This window comes from Psychroserpens sp. BH13MA-6, from assembly GCF_052983595.1.
In genome coordinates this window covers 984784-1002381 of the sequence record NZ_JBRJGE010000001.1, presented here as the reverse complement: position 1 = coordinate 1002381, position 17598 = coordinate 984784, and the positions used below count along the sequence as shown (strand labels likewise).

18 protein-coding genes are annotated in these 17598 nt (G+C 37.2%); 9 read left to right on the top strand and 9 right to left on the bottom strand.

All coding sequences use genetic code 11. The features are described 5' to 3' along the window. Positions 1-3 precede the first annotated feature (3 nt). A complete protein-coding gene (locus tag ACU8DI_RS04410; protein WP_447111520.1) occupies positions 4-2001 on the top strand; it encodes a fumarate reductase/succinate dehydrogenase flavoprotein subunit in 1998 nt (665 codons plus the stop codon). 9 nt (positions 2002-2010) lie between these two features. Then, on the top strand, positions 2011-2757 hold the full coding sequence (locus ACU8DI_RS04405; RefSeq protein ID WP_447111519.1) for a succinate dehydrogenase/fumarate reductase iron-sulfur subunit: 747 nt from the start codon (positions 2011-2013) through the stop codon (positions 2755-2757). 132 nt (positions 2758-2889) lie between these two features. Here ACU8DI_RS04405 and rpmA read toward each other — a convergent pair whose 3' ends face one another. Both rpmA and rplU read right to left on the bottom strand, forming a co-directional pair. Beyond that, positions 2890-3150: a 50S ribosomal protein L27 gene (gene rpmA / locus ACU8DI_RS04400; RefSeq protein WP_447111518.1), complete on the bottom strand. Its 261-nt coding sequence runs from the start codon at positions 3148-3150 to the stop codon at positions 2890-2892. Positions 3151-3186: 36 nt separating this feature from the next. Continuing rightward, on the bottom strand, positions 3187-3861 hold the full coding sequence (gene rplU / locus ACU8DI_RS04395; protein ID WP_447111517.1) for a 50S ribosomal protein L21: 675 nt from the start codon (positions 3859-3861) through the stop codon (positions 3187-3189). Between the two features lie 347 nt (positions 3862-4208). Between rplU and ACU8DI_RS04390 the strand changes: the two genes are divergently transcribed. Further along, entirely contained in the window at positions 4209-5531 is a 1323-nt protein-coding gene (locus ACU8DI_RS04390) for a M16 family metallopeptidase (RefSeq protein WP_447111516.1), read from the top strand. Between the two features lie 14 nt (positions 5532-5545). Next, complete coding sequence (locus tag ACU8DI_RS04385; RefSeq protein WP_447111515.1) at positions 5546-7591, top strand: M16 family metallopeptidase; 2046 nt, start codon at positions 5546-5548, stop codon at positions 7589-7591. Positions 7592-7643: 52 nt separating this feature from the next. Here ACU8DI_RS04385 and ACU8DI_RS04380 read toward each other — a convergent pair whose 3' ends face one another. Next, on the bottom strand, positions 7644-8522 hold the full coding sequence (locus tag ACU8DI_RS04380) for a DMT family transporter (RefSeq protein ID WP_447111514.1): 879 nt from the start codon (positions 8520-8522) through the stop codon (positions 7644-7646). A 93-nt stretch (positions 8523-8615) separates the two neighbouring features. Here ACU8DI_RS04380 and ACU8DI_RS04375 point away from each other — a divergent pair, with 93 nt between their 5' ends. After that, a complete protein-coding gene (locus tag ACU8DI_RS04375; protein WP_447111513.1) occupies positions 8616-9125 on the top strand; it encodes a heavy-metal-associated domain-containing protein in 510 nt (169 codons plus the stop codon). Between the two features lie 44 nt (positions 9126-9169). Here ACU8DI_RS04375 and ACU8DI_RS04370 read toward each other — a convergent pair whose 3' ends face one another. Beyond that, the gene (locus ACU8DI_RS04370; RefSeq protein ID WP_447111512.1) at positions 9170-9640 is read right to left on the bottom strand and encodes a CYTH domain-containing protein; all 471 of its coding nucleotides are present in this window, start codon (positions 9638-9640) and stop codon (positions 9170-9172) included. Positions 9641-9672: 32 nt separating this feature from the next. Here ACU8DI_RS04370 and dinB point away from each other — a divergent pair, with 32 nt between their 5' ends. After that, positions 9673-10782, top strand: coding sequence for a DNA polymerase IV (gene dinB / locus ACU8DI_RS04365; protein WP_447111511.1), 1110 nt, complete (start codon positions 9673-9675; stop codon positions 10780-10782). A 131-nt stretch (positions 10783-10913) separates the two neighbouring features. Here dinB and pyk read toward each other — a convergent pair whose 3' ends face one another. The 5 genes from pyk to ACU8DI_RS04340 form a co-directional block, all read right to left on the bottom strand. Next, the gene (pyk, locus tag ACU8DI_RS04360) at positions 10914-12356 is read right to left on the bottom strand and encodes a pyruvate kinase (protein WP_447111510.1); all 1443 of its coding nucleotides are present in this window, start codon (positions 12354-12356) and stop codon (positions 10914-10916) included. Beyond that, entirely contained in the window at positions 12356-12838 is a 483-nt protein-coding gene (locus ACU8DI_RS04355; RefSeq protein ID WP_447111509.1) for an IPExxxVDY family protein, read from the bottom strand. Before ACU8DI_RS04355 ends, pyk begins: the two co-directional genes overlap by 1 nt. A gap of 132 nt (positions 12839-12970) precedes the next feature. Continuing rightward, positions 12971-13714 (bottom strand): ribonuclease III, encoded by a 744-nt coding sequence (rnc, locus tag ACU8DI_RS04350; protein ID WP_447111508.1) that lies wholly within the window; start codon positions 13712-13714, stop codon positions 12971-12973. A 7-nt stretch (positions 13715-13721) separates the two neighbouring features. Further along, a complete protein-coding gene (fabF, locus tag ACU8DI_RS04345; protein ID WP_447111507.1) occupies positions 13722-14972 on the bottom strand; it encodes a beta-ketoacyl-ACP synthase II in 1251 nt (416 codons plus the stop codon). A 14-nt stretch (positions 14973-14986) separates the two neighbouring features. Next, on the bottom strand, positions 14987-15220 hold the full coding sequence (locus tag ACU8DI_RS04340; protein ID WP_008269813.1) for an acyl carrier protein: 234 nt from the start codon (positions 15218-15220) through the stop codon (positions 14987-14989). A gap of 184 nt (positions 15221-15404) precedes the next feature. On the opposite strand from ACU8DI_RS04340, the gene purN reads away from it, so the two are divergent. The 3 genes from purN to ACU8DI_RS04325 are packed head-to-tail and all read left to right on the top strand — an operon-like array spanning position 15405 to position 17588. Continuing rightward, positions 15405-15971, top strand: a complete 567-nt coding sequence (gene purN, locus ACU8DI_RS04335) for a phosphoribosylglycinamide formyltransferase (protein ID WP_447111506.1) — start codon at positions 15405-15407, stop codon at positions 15969-15971. Next, on the top strand, positions 15964-16605 hold the full coding sequence (locus ACU8DI_RS04330) for a ribonuclease H1 domain-containing protein (protein ID WP_447111505.1): 642 nt from the start codon (positions 15964-15966) through the stop codon (positions 16603-16605). The genes purN and ACU8DI_RS04330 overlap by 8 nt, the downstream gene beginning before the upstream one ends. 56 nt (positions 16606-16661) lie before the next feature. Then, positions 16662-17588: a PfkB family carbohydrate kinase gene (locus ACU8DI_RS04325; RefSeq protein ID WP_447111504.1), complete on the top strand. Its 927-nt coding sequence runs from the start codon at positions 16662-16664 to the stop codon at positions 17586-17588. Positions 17589-17598 lie beyond the last annotated feature (10 nt).

Sequence of the window (17598 nt, the reverse complement as noted above, 5' to 3'; positions counted from 1 at the left end):
AATATGGCTTTAGATTCTAAAATACCAAAAGGACCACTTGCTGATAAGTGGACCAATCATAAAAACAATATTAATCTGGTTAATCCTGCCAATAAACGAAACATCGACGTGATTGTTGTTGGCACTGGACTTGCTGGTGGCTCTGCCGCTGCAACTTTAGCTGAGTTAGGGTATAACGTAAAAGCGTTCTGTTTTCAAGATTCTCCTAGACGTGCACACTCGATTGCTGCTCAAGGAGGTATCAACGCTGCGAAAAATTACCAAGGAGATGGTGACTCAACCTATCGCTTATTTTATGATACCGTTAAAGGTGGAGATTACCGTTCAAGAGAAGCTAATGTTTACCGACTGGCTGAAGTTTCTGCAAATATCATTGACCAATGTGTCGCACAAGGGGTTCCTTTTGCTCGTGAATATGGAGGACTCTTAGACAACCGTTCATTTGGTGGCGTTTTAGTGTCTAGAACATTTTATGCTGCTGGACAAACGGGTCAACAATTATTATTAGGTGCTTACTCCGCTATGAACCGTCAAATTGGTCGTGGTAAGATAAAAATGTACAACCGTCATGAAATGTTGGATGTCGTTATTGTGGATGGGAAAGCACGAGGAATCATTGCTCGTAATTTGGTGACTGGTGAAATTGAACGCCATTCAGCACATGCTGTGGTTTTAGGAACTGGTGGTTACGGTAATGTATTTTTCTTGTCTACCAATGCTATGGGTAGTAATGTCACAGCTGCTTGGAAAGCACATAAACGTGGCGCTTATTTTGCTAACCCTTGTTATACACAAATTCACCCTACTTGTATTCCTGTTTCTGGCGATCACCAATCCAAGTTAACCTTGATGTCGGAGTCACTTAGAAATGACGGACGTATATGGGTGCCTAAGAAAAAAGAAGATGTTGAAGCGATTCGTGCTGGTAAGTTAAAACCTACGGAAATTGCTGAAGAAGACAGAGATTACTACTTAGAACGTCGTTATCCTGCTTTTGGAAATTTAGTGCCACGTGATGTGGCCTCAAGAGCGGCTAAGGAACGTTGTGATGCTGGGTTTGGTGTGAATGCTACAGGCGAAGCTGTTTACTTAGATTTTGCTTCAGCCTTTATGCGCTACGGAAAAGAACAAGCTCATGTCAAAGGTTTAGATGAAAACGATGATGCCTTGGTTAAGAAACTAGGTCAGGAGATCGTAAAACAAAAATACGGTAACCTTTTCCAGATGTACGAAAAAATAGTTGATCAAAACCCCTATGAAACACCAATGATGATTTATCCTGCGGTGCATTATACCATGGGAGGAATTTGGGTCGATTACAATCTACAAACAACCGTTCCTGGACTGTACTGTATTGGAGAAGCCAACTTCTCAGATCATGGTGCCAACAGATTAGGAGCATCGGCCTTGATGCAAGGTCTGGCTGATGGCTATTTTGTTTTGCCATATACCATTGGTGATTATTTATCTAATGATATTCGAACAGGTCCAATTTCAACAGATACGAAGGAATTTGATGAAGCCGAAAAGAATGTTGTAGACAATATAAACCACTTGATAAATAATAACGGTACACATCCTGTGGATTATTTCCATAAGAAACTTGGAAAAATCATGTGGAACAAATGTGGTATGGCACGAAATGCTGAAGATTTAAAGTCAGCAATTACTGAAATAGCCGAGTTACGAAAGGAGTTCTGGAAGGATGTACGTGTGCCTGGATCTGCTGATGAGTTCAATGAAGAATTGGCTAAAGCTGGACGTGTCGCCGACTTCTTAGAACTTGGCGAATTATTTGCCAAAGACGCCTTGGAACGTGAGGAATCTGCAGGTGGACATTTCAGAGAAGAATACCAAACACCAGAAGGCGAAGCCATGAGACGTAAGGAATTCCAATATGTCTCTGCTTGGGAATACAAAGGTGAACCAAAAGATGCTGTATTGCACAAAGAAGATTTGGTCTACGAAAATATTGAAGTGAAAGAACGAAGTTATAAATAAGAGAAAGCTATGAATTTAACATTAAAAATATGGCGTCAAAAAAACGCCAACGATAAAGGGAAAATGGTAGACTATCAAATTAGTGATGTCTCACCAGATATGTCTTTTTTAGAAATGTTAGACGTTTTAAATAGCGAACTCATTTCTAAAGGAGACGAGCCCGTAGCATTTGATCATGATTGCCGAGAAGGTATCTGTGGTATGTGTTCACTCTACATTAATGGCGAAGCACACGGTCCAGACAGAGGTGTCACGACCTGCCAGCTTCATATGAGAAAATTTAAGGATGGTGATACTATTTACATTGAACCTTTCCGTGCAAAGGCATTTCCAGTTATAAAAGATTTGGTGGTAGATCGTAGTGCTTTCGATCGTATTCAACACGCTGGCGGATTTATTTCTGTAAACACATCAGGTAACACCATTGATGCTAATGCCATTCCTGTCAATAAACACGATGCCGATGATGCGTTTAGTGCAGCCACTTGTATTGGATGTGGTGCTTGCGTAGCGTCTTGTAAAAATTCGAGTGCCATGTTGTTTGTTGGGGCGAAAGTGTCTCAATTTGCGTTATTACCGCAAGGTCAAGTAGAAGCAACAGATCGCGTTTTAAATATGGTGAAGCAAATGGATGAAGAAGGTTTTGGTAACTGTACTAATACTGGTGCCTGTGAAGTGGAATGTCCAAAAGGTATTTCCTTAGAAAACATCGCCAGAATGAATCAGGAATACTTAAAGGCTAGTTTAAAAGGCTAATAAGCTCATATCTCAATAATAATAAAAACCCAAGATAGTCTCTTGGGTTTTTTGTTTTATGGTATCTACAAAAAAAACCCATTCCGATTGGAATGGGTTTTTTAAAAGAATAATTCTTAAGAATTTGTACAATTAAGCTTCAAATGGCTCAATTGATACAAAAGACTTTCCGTCTTTTTTCTTAGTAAATTTCACAACACCATCAACCTTAGCATGTAATGTGTGGTCTTTTCCACCATATACATTTTCACCTGGGTGATGCGTGTTTCCTCTTTGTCTTACGATAATGTTTCCAGCTACGGCAGCTTGTCCACCAAATATCTTAACACCTAAGCGTTTCGATTCTGATTCTCTACCGTTTTTAGAACTACCTACTCCTTTTTTATGAGCCATTGTCTTAAGGTTTTATATTGTTAAACTTAAATGGAATTATTTTTCAATTCCACCATCTAATTTGTCTTGTAATGCTTTAAGCTCGTCCCATTTACCATCAGCAGCCAATTTAGCTTGTTTTGGCCATGTATCTGTAACGATATGTGCCAATCTTGAACTTGCTTCAGAAAGCACATTGCTTAATTCTTCTGGTGTGGCTTTTGCTACTTTAGCAAATGTCTCATAACCAGCATTTACCAACGCTTCAGCTGCTTTTGGTCCAGCTCCTTCGATTTTCTTCAAATCGTCAGCCTTTCCTGTAGCCTTTTTAGTTGCTGCTTTTTTAGCTTCTGGCTTCGCTTCTGCCGTTTTAGGCTCAGCTTTTTTAGTTGCTTTCTTCGGCTCTGATTTCTTAGCTCCAGAAGAAACGATAGATTCAATAACGATTTCAGATAAGGCTTGTCTATGACCATTTTTTACACGGTAACCTTTTCTTCTTTTCTTTTTGAAAACTATTACTTTGTCACCTTTAAGGTGCTTTAAGACTTTAGCACTTACTTGTGCTCCGTCTATAGCTGGGGCGCCTAAAGTTACATTGTCACCATCGCCAATTAAAAGAACGTTATCGAAAGAAACTTTCTTACCTTCTTCTGTTGCTAAACGGTTAACAAAAACTTTCTGGTCTTTTTCAACTTTAAATTGATGCCCTGCTATCTCTACAATTGCGTACATAGCGTAACGTTTTTATTAATGATATTTTGTTAATAATAGTGCTAACTCTTGGGAAAGCGGGTGCAAATATACATCCTAATTAATTAATCTACAAACGATTTATGCGTTTTTAGCGAAGTTACGTTAGCTTCTGATAAAACAAATTTAATCAACGAATAGTGTCTTACACTGAAAAATATACATTGGAAGATGTATTTTAAAATTATTTTTACATCCAAAAGCTGAAAAAACGCTGTGTGATTGCTATTTTTGTAACAACAGTGTAACATAATTAGGTAAATTTATACTAATTGACACAGTTCAAAAACAATAATACAACTCACAAATTAATTTAAAACAAACTCACAATGAAAAAATGCTTATTTACTTTAGCTTCTTTGGTGTTGATTTGCAATGTTGCGATCGCCCAAAAAGTTGAATTTGAAGAGTATGATCTTGATAATGGCATGCACGTTATCTTACATCAAGATAACTCTGCTCCTGTTGTTACCACTTCAGTCATGTATCATGTAGGTGCAAAAGACGAAAATCCAGATCGTACTGGTTTTGCACACTTTTTTGAGCACCTTTTATTTGAAGGAACCAAAAACATAGAAAGAGGTGAATGGTTTACGATTGTAACCTCTAACGGTGGTACAAACAATGCCAATACAACTGACGATCGTACCTACTACTACGAAGTTTTTCCGTCAAACAATGTCGAGTTAGGTCTATGGATGGAATCAGAGCGATTACTACATCCCATCATCAATCAAATAGGTGTAGATACTCAAAATGAAGTTGTAAAAGAAGAAAAAAGATTGCGTGTCGATAATCAACCTTATGGTAGATTTATAGAAAACGTAAAGCTTCACATGTTTAAAAAGCATCCTTACAAAGGCACGACGATTGGAAAAATGGCTCATTTAGATGCTGCGACACTTGAAGAATTTCAAGCCTTCAATAAAAAATTCTACGTACCAAATAACGCTGTTTTGGTCGTAGCTGGTGATATCGATAAAAAAGAGGTCAAAAGAATGATCCAAGAGTATTTTGGTCCTATTCCTCGTGGAGAGGATATCGTTCGAGATTTTCCTAAAGAAGATCCTATTACAGAAACAATCAGAGCCAAAGCCTACGATCCGAATATCCAAATTCCTGCAGTTGTTGCTGCGTATAGAACGCCTTCTTTTAAAGAAAGAGATGCTTATGTTTTAGATATGATTTCCAGCTATTTAAGCAGTGGAAAAAGCTCTAAGCTTTACAAGAAAATGGTTGACGACAAAAAGATGGCATTCCAAGTGGGCGCATTTAATCAAAGTCAAGAAGATTACGGCACATACATTTTGTATGCCTTGCCATTGGGAGACGTTAAATTAGATGATCTCATCGCTGAAATAGATGAAGAAATTGTAAAAGTTCAAAATGAACTAATTTCTGAAAGAGATTACCAAAAACTTCAAAATGAATTTGAGAACAATTTCGTGAATTCTAATTCAAGTATTTCAGGAATTGCGAATTCTTTGGCTAGATACTATATGCTGTATGACGATGTTAATCTGATCAACAATGAAATTGATATCTACAGATCCATCACAAGAGAAGAAATTATGGAAGTGGCTAATAAATATCTCAAACCAAATCAACGTTTGATTTTAGAGTACTTACCAGAAGAGAAAAGTGAAAACTAAAAATTAGGACAACAATGAAATTAAAATTATCAATATATATCGTAGCATTTTTAATGTCGGTAAGTGCATTTGCACAAATTGACCGATCTAAAATGCCTGAACCAGGACCATCTCCAAAAATATCTTTGGAAAAGCCTAAAGAGTTCAAATTAAAGAACGGCTTGACGGTCTTAATCGTAGAAAATCACAAATTACCAAGAGTGTCTTATTCACTTACCATTGACAATAAGCCTATGACAGTAGGTGACAAAGCAGGCGTAGAAAGTCTCATTGGAGCGATGATGGGTAATGGTACAACCAATATTTCTAAAGATGAATTTAATGAAGAAGTAGATTTCTTGGGTGCCAGCATAAATTTTGGTTTTAGTGGTGCTTTTGCGAGATCCCTTTCTAAATATTCTGACCGTATCTTAGAACTTATGGCAGACGCTGCCATCAATCCTTTATTGACAAAGGAGGAGTTCGAAAAAGAAAAAGATAAACTTTTGGAAGGTTTAAAATCTCAAGAAAAAAGTGTGGAAGCTGTGGCTAGTCGCGTGGGATCTGCTCTGTCTTATGGAAAAAAACATCCTTATGGAGAATTTACAACGGAAGAGACAGTAAATAACGTGTCTTTTGGTGATGTCGTATCATTTTATGAGCAGTATTTCAATCCTAACAATGCCTATTTGGTTGTCGTTGGAGACGTGGATCAAAAGGATATTAAGAAGAAAATTGAAAAGTATTTTGGCCCTTGGGAAAAATCGGTAGGTGTGGACTATACCGTTCCTGAAGAAGCTCCAAATGCACAATACACACAGATCAATTTTGTAGATATGCCTAACGCCGTTCAGTCAAATATTTCCTTGACTAACAATGTGGATTTACAAATGAAAGATCCTGATTATCATTCTGTATTAATCGCGAATAAGATTTTAGGTGGTGGTTTCAACAGTTATTTAAATATGAATCTTCGTGAAGAACATGGTTACACCTATGGCGCACGTTCGAGCATTGGGACTGATAAATACGCCTCTCGTTTCACAGCGGGTGCCGCTGTAAGAAATATGGTGACAGATAGCGCTGTGGTTCAAACTTTGAAAGAAATTAATCGTATTAAGACAGAACCTGTTGAACAGGACATGTTGAAAAATGCTAAGGCAAAATACGTTGGTGATTTTGTTCTGGCTTTAGAAAACCCACAAACTATTGCTCGTTATGCCTTAAACATCAAGTTGAATGACCTTCCTGATGATTTTTACACGACTTATTTACAAAAGATTAATGCTGTAACAGCAGATGATGTTAATCGTGTGGCTAACAAATATTTCAAAACACAAAATGCACGTTTTATTGTTGTAGGAAAAGGAAGTGAAATTTTGGAAAATCTTGAAAAAACTGGAATTCCGATTAAGTACTTTGATAAGTATGCCAACAGCACATCAAAACCAAGCTATGAGATTGAAATGCCAGCAGATATGGATGCTACCAAAGTGATGGAAGCCTATATCGAGGCTATTGGCGGTAAAGATGCCTTAGATAAAGTGAATTCTGTATATATCACTGCTGAAGCTGAATTACAACCAGGAATGATGATGAATCTTGAATTAAAGAAAACGAAGAGTAATCAATATTTACAAATCATCAATACACCTATGGGTTCGCAAAAATCTGTGCTTGATGGTTCTTCAGGTTATACATCTTCAGCTGGCGTAAAAACTGATTTGAATGATGATCAAGTTAAAAGATTACAAAGCGAATCTTCACCATTTCCAGAAGTTAATTACTTAAATGGTGGTGTGACTCTTGAAAAAATCGAAATGATTGATGGTGAAAAAGCCTACAAAATTAATGTAGATGAAAACACAGCCATCTATTACAGTGTCGATACTGGATTAAAAATAAAAGAGGTTACTACTAGTGAAGCTGGATCGTCAACAACGTTCTATAACGACTACCAAGAGGTTGCTGGAATTAAATTTCCATTCACTGTTGGACAAACTTTCGGTCCTCGTCGCATTGATTTTAAAGTGAAAGAACTTAAAATTAATGAAAATGTCACCGATGCCGATTTTGATTAATCTAAAGCACATAACTTAGAGAAAAACCGAAGCCTGTATGCTTCGGTTTTTTTTATGATCGTTTTTTATTAGCAAGATAGACGCCTAATAATATGATAGCACTAGCCGTTAGTTGTAAGAGACCAAAAGTTTCACCATCTAAAACGCCCCATCCGAATGCAACAATAGGCATGATATAGGTAACCGAAGAGGCAAACACAGGCGTTGATATCTGTACGAGTGTATTAAATAATACTTTAGCTAAGGCTGTACCAAAAAGAGACAACACAGTTACATATACAATTGCCATCTTAAACTCAGGATGTTCAAAAGTAGGTTCAGAAAAAAAATCGGTGGCTATTAAAATAATGATGGCTGGAATAATAATGATGACATAATTACCTGTAGCAATACCCAAGGGTTTTACATGCTGTAAATGCGCTTTAATGATGTTGACATTTAAGGCGTACATAACCGTCGACAAGATCACAAATCCGGCATATAAATAATTTTGTTCAGGGTTGAGATTGGCTCCTGATAATATCAAAACACAAGTACCAATAAATCCAATAATAACGCCTACAAGTTGTTGTTTTGTAAATCCGATTTTAAAGATAGCAAGACCCAATAATATGGCATTTAACGGGACTAAAGAATTCAAAACGGAAGTGATAGCACTATCAATTTCGGTCTCAGCAATAGCAAACAAAAAGGCTGGTATAAAAGATCCTAAAAACCCAGAAGCCGCAATCCACTTCCAAGCACTTGCTTCAATGCCTTTTAAGCTCTTATAACCTACTGTAAATAGTAAGAGTCCAGTGATGATCGTCCGAAGCGCACCTAATTGAATAGGGCTTAATCCTAGTAAGGATTTCTTTATTAAAATGAATGAGCTTCCCCAGATAACCGATAATATCAGTAGATAAAGCCATTTTTTGTTAATTTTCCCCATATAGTATCCTAACTAATTCACAAAAATCGTTAATTTTAATACACAACACCTCAATATTTATTAAGTTTGTTCGAAATAATATCCTTATAAACTATGAGAACTTTTAAACATATTTTAGCCATTGTATTCATATCTACAGCGATTGTTTCATGTAAAAATGACCAAAGTCCTGAAGTAAAAACGGTTGAAACTAAAGCCGAAATCAATACAAATGCCGCTAAAAAATTAGATCCAAATGCTACTTACGCAAAAGCCGAATTTGGTATTGAAGGAATGACTTGTGCAATGGGTTGTGCAAAAACCATCGAAAAGAAAATTGCTAAAATGGATGGCGTGAAATCTGCCAAAGTAGATTTTGAAAAAGAGCTAGCCATGGTAGAGTATGACGAAGCAATGGTGACACCAACTTCATTGGAAGAAGCAGTTGCCAAAGCTGGTGACACTTACAAGGTAAAGGACATGAAAACAGTCACATCGTTTTCTTCAGAAAAACACGAGTGTTCTGCTAATTGTGATAAAACAACTTGTGCCAATAAATCAGAAGCTGAAAAAAAGGCTTGCGCTGAAAATTGTACAAAAGCTTGTTGCGCTAAAAAAGACTAATTAGAATAGCATCAAAATTTAAACCACTCTACGGAGTGGTTTTTTTATGACCAGGTTTTAAATGGCTGAAGACTTAACTGCGAGTTATAATAACGTGGATCTCCTGTAACTTCTTCTCCCAACCAATCCGGTTTTTCAAATGGGTCGTCTGGATGCTTCAATTCTACTTCAGCAATAACCAATCCCAGATTATCTCTTTCAAAAACGTCCACTTCAAAAAGATGCTGTCCAACAGAAATTTCATAACGCATTTTATCAATAACTCCTTTTTGACATAACGACAATAAATCTCTGGCATCTGTGCGAGAAATTTCCTTTTCCCACTCAAATCGGGATAAACCATCAACAGAGGATTTTCCTTTCACCGTGAGAAAACCAGTGTCTCCTTTTAATCGCACTCTCACCGTCCTTTCTGGATCTGTATTTAAAAACCCTTGTGTAATTCTCGTTTTTTTCTGCGCTTGGGCTTTAAAATCTTCGGAAACCACTAAAAATTTACGCTCTATTTCTATCATTGAAAAAGACATTTAATGTCTAAATTTACATCATGCTAGACGATTTACCAATAAGAAAAATTATTCATGTGGATATGGATGCCTTTTATGCTTCCGTGGCCCAAATGGACAATCCAGAACTTAAAGGTAAAGCTATTGCAGTAGGTGGTGGAGGCACACGAGGTGTCATAAGTGCGGCAAGTTATGAAGCTCGAAAATTTGGTGTAAAAAGTGCTATGTCTGGTAAGCTCGCCAAAAAATTATGTCCAGATCTTATTTTTGTTAAAACTGACTTTACACGTTATACCGAAATTTCTAAGCGTATTAGAGCCATTTTCTATGAATATACCGATTTGGTAGAGCCATTGTCCTTAGATGAAGCCTATTTGGATGTTACTGAAAACAAAAAAGGGAATCCGAGTGCTTCTTTGATCGCTCAAGAAATTAGACAACGCATCTTTAATGACATCGGGTTGACCGCCTCGGCAGGAATTTCCATCAATAAGTTTATTGCTAAAGTTGCTAGTGATTATAATAAACCGAATGGACAAAAAACGGTGAATCCAGAAGAGGTCATTCAGTTTTTAGAAGACTTAGATATTCGAAAATTTTATGGTGTTGGTAAAGTCACCGCAGAAAAAATGTACCAAAAAGGCATTTTTACTGGAAAGGATCTAAAATCAAAATCTTTAGAATATCTTGAGGAGCACTTCGGAAAATCGGGTCGTTATTACTATCAAGTTGTAAGAGGGATTCATAAAAGTGAAGTGAAACCTAACCGTATCCGAAAGTCATTAGCCGCAGAACGCACCTTTAGTGAAAATTTATCATCTGAAATTTTTATGCTCGATAAGCTTGAGCATATTGCTGAAGAAGTTGCGAAACGTCTAGTCAAAAGTAAGGTGTCTGGAAAAACTGTGACCTTAAAAATTAAGTACAGCGATTTCACGTTGCAAACACGAAGCAAGACCTTAGCCTATTACATAAGTGATAAAAGTATGATTCTTGAAACCGCCAAGGATTTACTGTATCAGGAATCCTTAAATAACTCGGTGCGTTTATTAGGAATTTCGATGTCTAACCTCAACACGGAAACCTCGAAAAACAGCGCAACAAGAGTAGATGAAAAACCTGTGAGCGTCCAATTAAAATTTGAATTTTAGTTCTATAGTCCTAAAAAAAAGCCGAGTTGTTTTATAGCCTAAATACATCGCGTTAGTGATTGCAGCGACATCCTTTTGCAATGATGCAAAAGATATAGCGGAAAGCACGACCCTTCGGGTAACGCACACATCTAAAAACTACAACTCGTGATTTCTGTCACTCTTAAGGTGTTCACCATCCCTTTCTCTTGGATAGGCATCGCTGCCAAACTAATAAGCATGTCACCAACTTCTAGATAGCCCTTTTTACACGCTATGGCATTCACGTCTTCAATAGTTTCATCGGTACTGACAAACTTATCGTAATAAAAAGCTTCTACACCCCAAAGCATGCTTAACTGTGTCAAAATACGTTTGTTTGAAGTAAAGACTAAAATATGAGCCTTTGGTCGCCAAGCAGAAATTTGGAAGGCGGTATAACCACTATTTGTTAACGTAGAAATAGCTTTGGCGCTTATTTCATTAGCCATATTTGCCGCGTGGTAACATATAGATTTTGTGATGTAACGCTTGGTCTTAATATGTGGAGGCGATTGTGGTACTTGAATTAAATTTGAATCTTCTACACTCTTGATAATGTTAGACATTTGTCTGATGACCTGAATTGGAAAATTTCCAACGGAGGTTTCTCCAGATAACATCACAGCATCTGCACCATCCATCACCGAATTGGCTACATCATTAACCTCTGCACGTGTTGGTGTTAAGCTAGTAATCATAGTCTCCATCATTTGAGTCGCTATAATCACGGGAATTCTAGCACGTTTGGCACGTAATACCAATTGTTTTTGAATAAGTGGTACTTCTTCGGCTGGAATCTCTACGCCTAAATCACCACGAGCCACCATTAAACCATCACAATATGCTACAATTTTATCAATATTTTCAACAGCTTCTGGCTTTTCAATTTTAGCTATAATTGGAATTTTATGGTCACTGTGTTCTTTAATCAATTCTTCCAGTTGCATAAGGTCTTCGGCGTGACGTACAAAAGACAAGGCTATCCAATCTACTTGCAAGCTACAAGCAAAAATAGCATCTTCGATATCCTTTTCAGTTAAGGCTGGTTGAGATATATTTGTATTTGGAAGGTTCACACCTTTTTTAGATTTTAGAGGTCCACCTTGCAGTACGCGGGCTTTCACTTCAGATTTTTTATCTGTAGATACTACCTCAAAGATCAATTTTCCATCATCAAGAAGAATGCGTTCGCCAGGTTTAGCATCCTGTGGAAAATTATCGTAGGTCATGTAAACACGATCTTTCGTACCTTCAAATCGCTCACCTGTTGCAAAAACAATTTCATCACCTTCATTGACAACAACTTCTCCTTTCATCACACCCACACGTAATTTCGGACCTTGCAAATCGGCAAGAATAGAGGCGTTAAATCCAAATTCCTCATTGAGATCCCGAATCATTTTTACGCGTTCTTCTACATCTTTATAATCGGCATGTGAAAAGTTAACTCTAAATACATTGGCACCTTCTTCCAGCATGCCTTTTAGGACTTCCTTGCTGCTTGTAGCTGGGCCTAATGTGGCTACTATTTTAGTTTTTTTAGTTCTTAGCATCAATCAAAAATTAAGTGGTCTTTAGCTTTTATTTGGTCAATGTCAACACTATAAGTGGTTATCACCTGAGGTATTGACTGAATATTATTTAATAGTAATTTCTCATTAAAATTTCGAGATTCATTGGAAATTTTAAGGAGGTAATCAACAGATTTTAATTCTGTGATTAAGTTGTAGGTTCGTGTAACATTAGATGGATTTTCGAAAAGTGATCCTGAGCTTTGGAGCGCCAACTCTTCTTTTTTACAAATGTTGGACACTAAGTTCCAAACGGTATCCAATTTGGTGTTTTCCCATTCGTAAATTGAATAGGAAGCTGCAAAATAATTGTAGTCCAAATCTTTAGGCTTACGAGCTAAATGAAGTCCGAGATGTTTATTAAGCAAATAGGCCAATCGATAATCTTCTAGCCTACAATGAATAGCCAAAAGCGTGAAAGAAGCATCATAAAAATCGTCAACAAGTAGCTTGTGTAATGCCATAATTAATCAACTACAAGTTGTAAATATAACACATAAATGCTATAATACTGTGAAGTTTTGGTTAATCTTAAGCCTTAGCTAAAACGAAAACGTTGTAGTTCATAACTTAAATTAATTGGAATATGGTTCGACTTACAATGCTTTACTTATTTCCTTCTGAAATGCAAAAAACGCACGCTTGGAAGCCTTTTCTTCGGCCTTCTTTTTGGAGGTAGCTCTAGCCTTAGCAATCACCTTATCATCTATGGAAAGTTTCACTGAAAAATGTTTAAGATCGTCATTACCAGTATCTTCATACACATGATAATCAAAGGTCTTCTTTTCTTTTTGACACCATTCTATCAGTAAGCTTTTATAGCTTATCACGCGACCTTCTAATTTTTCTATGTCTACATGAGGTTTTATCACACGTTTGTGTATGAATTTTTCGCAATACTTATACCCTTTATCGAGGTAAATAGCACCAACTAAGGCCTCAAATAAGTTGCCATGAATATTATTTCCGAAATTGGACTTCGGGATTTTACTTTCAACTAAGTCTATAAGTTTCAGTTCTTTACCTAATTCGTTCAGGTGTTCCCTACTCACCACTTTTGAGCGCATTTTTGTAAGATAGCCTTCATCTCCGTGAGGCACTTCTTCAAATAAATAGGCTGCAATGACAGCGCCTAGCATGGCATCACCAACAAATTCTAACCGTTCATAATTGATCGCGTTACCATCCTTATCCTTAATATTCATGGAGCGATGGGTAAACGCTTTGATGTATAAAGCATCATTTTTGGCTTTGTACCCAATAATTTCGTTGAGTATTAAAAAAAAATTCCCGTCTTTATCAGAACGGGAATTTTTTAGTATGTTACGAATGAAGCTCATTCGGGATTTAATCTATTTTTTTAAATAATACACAGGCGTTATGTCCGCCAAATCCAAAGGTATTACTCATAGCAACTTTAACGTCTCTCTTTTGAGCCTTGTTTAATGTTAAATTAAGTTTTGGATCAATATTCTCATCAACAACCTCGTGATTTATGGTTGGAGGCACCATGCCATGTTCTATCGACAATATCGAGGCGATAGACTCAATAGCTCCGGCAGCTCCTAATAAATGTCCAGTCATGGACTTGGTTGAATTGATATTGATATGTTCTGCATGGCTACCAAACACTTCAGAAATCGCTTTAAGTTCGGCCACATCTCCTAACGGAGTTGACGTCCCGTGCGTGTTGATATGATCAACTTCTTCAGGTTTCATTCCTGCATTTTCCAAACAATTTCTCATCACAGCCATAACTCCGATGCCTTCAGGATGTGGCGCCGTCATATGGTGAGCATCAGAAGACAAACCGCCTCCTACTAACTCCGCATAAATCTTAGCACCTCTAGCTTTCGCATGTTCGTAATCTTCAAGAATAATTGCTCCTGCTCCTTCACCTAAGACAAAACCATCTCTGGTGGCGTCAAAAGGTCTTGAAGCCGTTTCTGGGCTTTCATTTCTTGTAGATAAGGCATGCATCGCATTAAAACCACCCATTCCTGCAATGGTGACCGCTGCTTCACTTCCGCCAGTTACAATAACATCACAATGTCCCAAACGAATATAATTCAAGGCATCAATCATGGCATTGGCTGAAGAGGCACAAGCAGATACTGTGGTATAATTTGGACCCATAAAACCATTTTTGATGGAGATATTTCCAGGGGCAATATCAGCAATCATTTTAGGGATAAAAAACGGATTGAATCTTGGAGTTCCATCCCCTTCAGCATAACTTAATACTTCATTCTGAAAGGTTTCCAAACCACCAATACCTGCTCCCCAAATAACACCAACACGTAATTTATTTACTTTATCAAGATCTAACTTAGCATCTATGATGGCCTCATCTGAAGCCACCATAGCGTACTGTGTAAATCTATCCATCTTACGAGCCTCTTTTCTGTCAAGAAAATCTGTGGCGTTAAAGTCTTTTAATTCGCAAGCGAATTTCGTTTTGAACTTTTCAGTATCAAAATACGTTATAGGTGCGGCACCACTTTTTCCACTAACAAGCGCATTCCAATATTCATCTTTGGTATTGCCTATAGGTGTAAGAGCGCCTAAACCAGTAACTACAACTCGCCTTAATTCCATAAAAGTTTATTGAATTATTTTGCTTCTTCTATATAAGAGATCGCTTGACCAACTGTTGCAATGTTCTCAGCTTGATCGTCTGGAATTTGGATATCGAATTCTTTTTCAAATTCCATGATTAACTCGACCGTGTCTAATGAATCTGCTCCTAAATCGTTAGTGAAGCTAGCTTCAGTTACAACTTCGTTTTCATCAACACCCAATTTGTCTACGATAATCGCTTTTACTCTTGATGCAATGTCTGACATAATTTTTTAATTTTAAGTTTTAATTAGGTCGCAAAAATAAAAAACTTTATTTTAATACACACCTTTACGTTAAAAATGTGTCTGTAATTTACTAAATTACTTTGAAGAATTTATCTTTTACTTACTAATTGTTATTTATTATTCTTTTTTTTGTTTTTGAATAACACTAACTCTTTGTCTGTAAATGAAACGTATTGTAATCTTTGCGTCCGGAAGTGGCACTAATGCTGAAAATTTAATTAAGTTTTTTCACAACAGAGAAAATGCTTCTGTCATTCAAGTGCTTACTAACAATCCTCATGCCAAAGTTTTGGAACGAGCAAAAAAATTGAAAGTTAGTGCCTTGTCTTTCAACAAAATAGCCTTTACTGAAACAGATGATGTTCTGAATATCCTAAAAGCCGCTCATCCCGATATCATTGTATTAGCTGGATTTCTTTGGAAATTTCCAGAGCGCATATTAAATGTGTTTCCTAACAAAGTGATCAATATTCATCCTGCATTGCTTCCTAAATATGGAGGCAAAGGCATGTACGGTAAGCATGTTCATCAGGCTGTCGTTGATAATCATGAAAAAGAAACAGGTATCACCATTCACTACGTCAATGAGCACTACGATGAAGGCGCCATTATTTTTCAAGCAAGATGTGCTGTAGACGCTGCGGATTCCGCAGAAACTGTTGCCAGTAAAATTCATACATTAGAAATGGAACACTTTCCTAGGATTGTAACACAACTGTTAGATGAGTAAAAAGAAGAAAAAGTTTTATACGGTTTGGAAAGGTCATCATACGGGCGTATTTGAATCTTGGGATGACTGCAAAGCACAAATTAAAGATTTTCAAGGTGCCCAGTATAAATCGTTTGCCACTTTTGAAGCTGCAAAAAAAGCACTCAAAGGCAACTACAAGGATTATATTGGTAACAACAAAATTTTCAAAAGTGAGCTTTCCGAAGCGCAACTCAAAAAAATCGGAATGCCAAATTACCATTCTATTGCAGTGGATGCTGCATCCTCTGGTAATCCCGGAAAAATGGAATATCGCGGTGTTGATACCAAAAGCAAAAAACAATTGTTTATCCAAGGGCCATTTGAAGAAGGCACTAATAACATTGGAGAGTTTTTGGCAATTGTACATGGCCTGGCGTTTTTGAAAAAAAACAACAGTGATCGTATCATCTATACCGACTCCAAAACTGCCATGAGTTGGGTACGCAAGAAAACATGTAATACAAAACTAGAGCGTAATACTAAAAACAAGTCTTTATTTGAGTTAGTTGATCGTGCGGTTGATTGGCTCAAAAACAATACGTACAAGACCACTATTGTGAAATGGGAAACCAAAGCTTGGGGAGAAATTCCTGCAGATTTTGGTCGAAAATAAATTCGTTTAATAGTCTGTAAAAATCGTATATTTGCCGCTTAAAATAAATCGCTTACATGAGTAAATTAGTAATCGTAGGAACCGTGGCTTTTGATGCCATTGAAACGCCTTTCGGCAAAACTGATAAAATTCTTGGTGGTGCTGCAACCTTTATAGGTTTAGCGGCTTCACATTTTGATGTTGACGCTGCCGCAGTTTCAGTTGTGGGAGGAGACTTCCCTCAAGACTATTTGGATTTGTTATCTAGCAGAAATATTAATATTGAGGGTGTAGAAATTGTAAAAGAAGGAAAAACATTCTTCTGGAGCGGGAAATATCACAATGATATGAATTCTAGAGACACCTTAGCAACCGAACTCAATGTGTTGGCAGATTTCAATCCAGTAGTACCAGAAAGCTACAAAGATTCGGACGTGGTGATGTTAGGAAATTTGCATCCGATTGTACAAATAGGTGTTTTAGAGCAAATGACCAAAAAGCCAAAACTTGTCATTCTGGATACCATGAATTTTTGGATGGATTGCGCTCTTGAGGATTTATACAAGGTCATCAAAAAAATAGATGTCATCACGATAAATGACGAAGAAGCCAGACAATTAACTGGTGAGTATTCGTTAGTGGTTGCTGCACGTAAAATTCATGACATGGGACCTAAGTATGTGGTCATCAAAAAAGGCGAACATGGTGCTTTGCTATTCCATGAAGATCATATGTTTTACGCACCTGCTTTACCACTAGAGGAAGTGTTTGATCCAACAGGTGCAGGCGATACATTTGCTGGAGGCTTTGCAGGCTATTTGGCGAAAACTGAAGATTATTCTTTTGAGAATATGAAAAACGCGGTCATCTATGGATCAACCTTAGCATCGTTCTGCGTGGAGAAATTTGGTACGGAACGTATGGTGAACCTCACAAACGAAGAAGTTCACAAACGTATGGAACAATTCAAGCGATTAACACAGTTTAATATCGAATTAACATAAATCAACGCGC

Excerpts from the sequence above, each read along its gene's own strand:
- ACU8DI_RS04405 (WP_447111519.1), top strand. The coding sequence starts at position 2,011 with ATGAATTTAACATTAAAAATATGGCGTCAAAAAAACGCCAACGATAAA.
- rpmA (WP_447111518.1), bottom strand. The coding sequence starts at position 3,150 with ATGGCTCATAAAAAAGGAGTAGGTAGTTCTAAAAACGGTAGAGAATCA.
- pyk (WP_447111510.1), bottom strand. The coding sequence starts at position 12,356 with ATGCTAAGAACTAAAAAAACTAAAATAGTAGCCACATTAGGCCCAGCT.
- ACU8DI_RS04410 (WP_447111520.1), top strand. The coding sequence starts at position 4 with ATGGCTTTAGATTCTAAAATACCAAAAGGACCACTTGCTGATAAGTGG.
- ACU8DI_RS04385 (WP_447111515.1), top strand. The coding sequence starts at position 5,546 with ATGAAATTAAAATTATCAATATATATCGTAGCATTTTTAATGTCGGTA.
- ACU8DI_RS04380 (WP_447111514.1), bottom strand. The coding sequence starts at position 8,522 with ATGGGGAAAATTAACAAAAAATGGCTTTATCTACTGATATTATCGGTT.
- rplU (WP_447111517.1), bottom strand. The coding sequence starts at position 3,861 with ATGTACGCAATTGTAGAGATAGCAGGGCATCAATTTAAAGTTGAAAAA.
- purN (WP_447111506.1), top strand. The coding sequence starts at position 15,405 with ATGAAACGTATTGTAATCTTTGCGTCCGGAAGTGGCACTAATGCTGAA.
- ACU8DI_RS04340 (WP_008269813.1), bottom strand. The coding sequence starts at position 15,220 with ATGTCAGACATTGCATCAAGAGTAAAAGCGATTATCGTAGACAAATTG.
- ACU8DI_RS04330 (WP_447111505.1), top strand. The coding sequence starts at position 15,964 with ATGAGTAAAAAGAAGAAAAAGTTTTATACGGTTTGGAAAGGTCATCAT.
- ACU8DI_RS04370 (WP_447111512.1), bottom strand. The coding sequence starts at position 9,640 with ATGATAGAAATAGAGCGTAAATTTTTAGTGGTTTCCGAAGATTTTAAA.
- ACU8DI_RS04390 (WP_447111516.1), top strand. The coding sequence starts at position 4,209 with ATGAAAAAATGCTTATTTACTTTAGCTTCTTTGGTGTTGATTTGCAAT.
- ACU8DI_RS04325 (WP_447111504.1), top strand. The coding sequence starts at position 16,662 with ATGAGTAAATTAGTAATCGTAGGAACCGTGGCTTTTGATGCCATTGAA.
- ACU8DI_RS04375 (WP_447111513.1), top strand. The coding sequence starts at position 8,616 with ATGAGAACTTTTAAACATATTTTAGCCATTGTATTCATATCTACAGCG.
- ACU8DI_RS04355 (WP_447111509.1), bottom strand. The coding sequence starts at position 12,838 with ATGGCATTACACAAGCTACTTGTTGACGATTTTTATGATGCTTCTTTC.
- rnc (WP_447111508.1), bottom strand. The coding sequence starts at position 13,714 with ATGAGCTTCATTCGTAACATACTAAAAAATTCCCGTTCTGATAAAGAC.
- fabF (WP_447111507.1), bottom strand. The coding sequence starts at position 14,972 with ATGGAATTAAGGCGAGTTGTAGTTACTGGTTTAGGCGCTCTTACACCT.
- dinB (WP_447111511.1), top strand. The coding sequence starts at position 9,673 with ATGCTAGACGATTTACCAATAAGAAAAATTATTCATGTGGATATGGAT.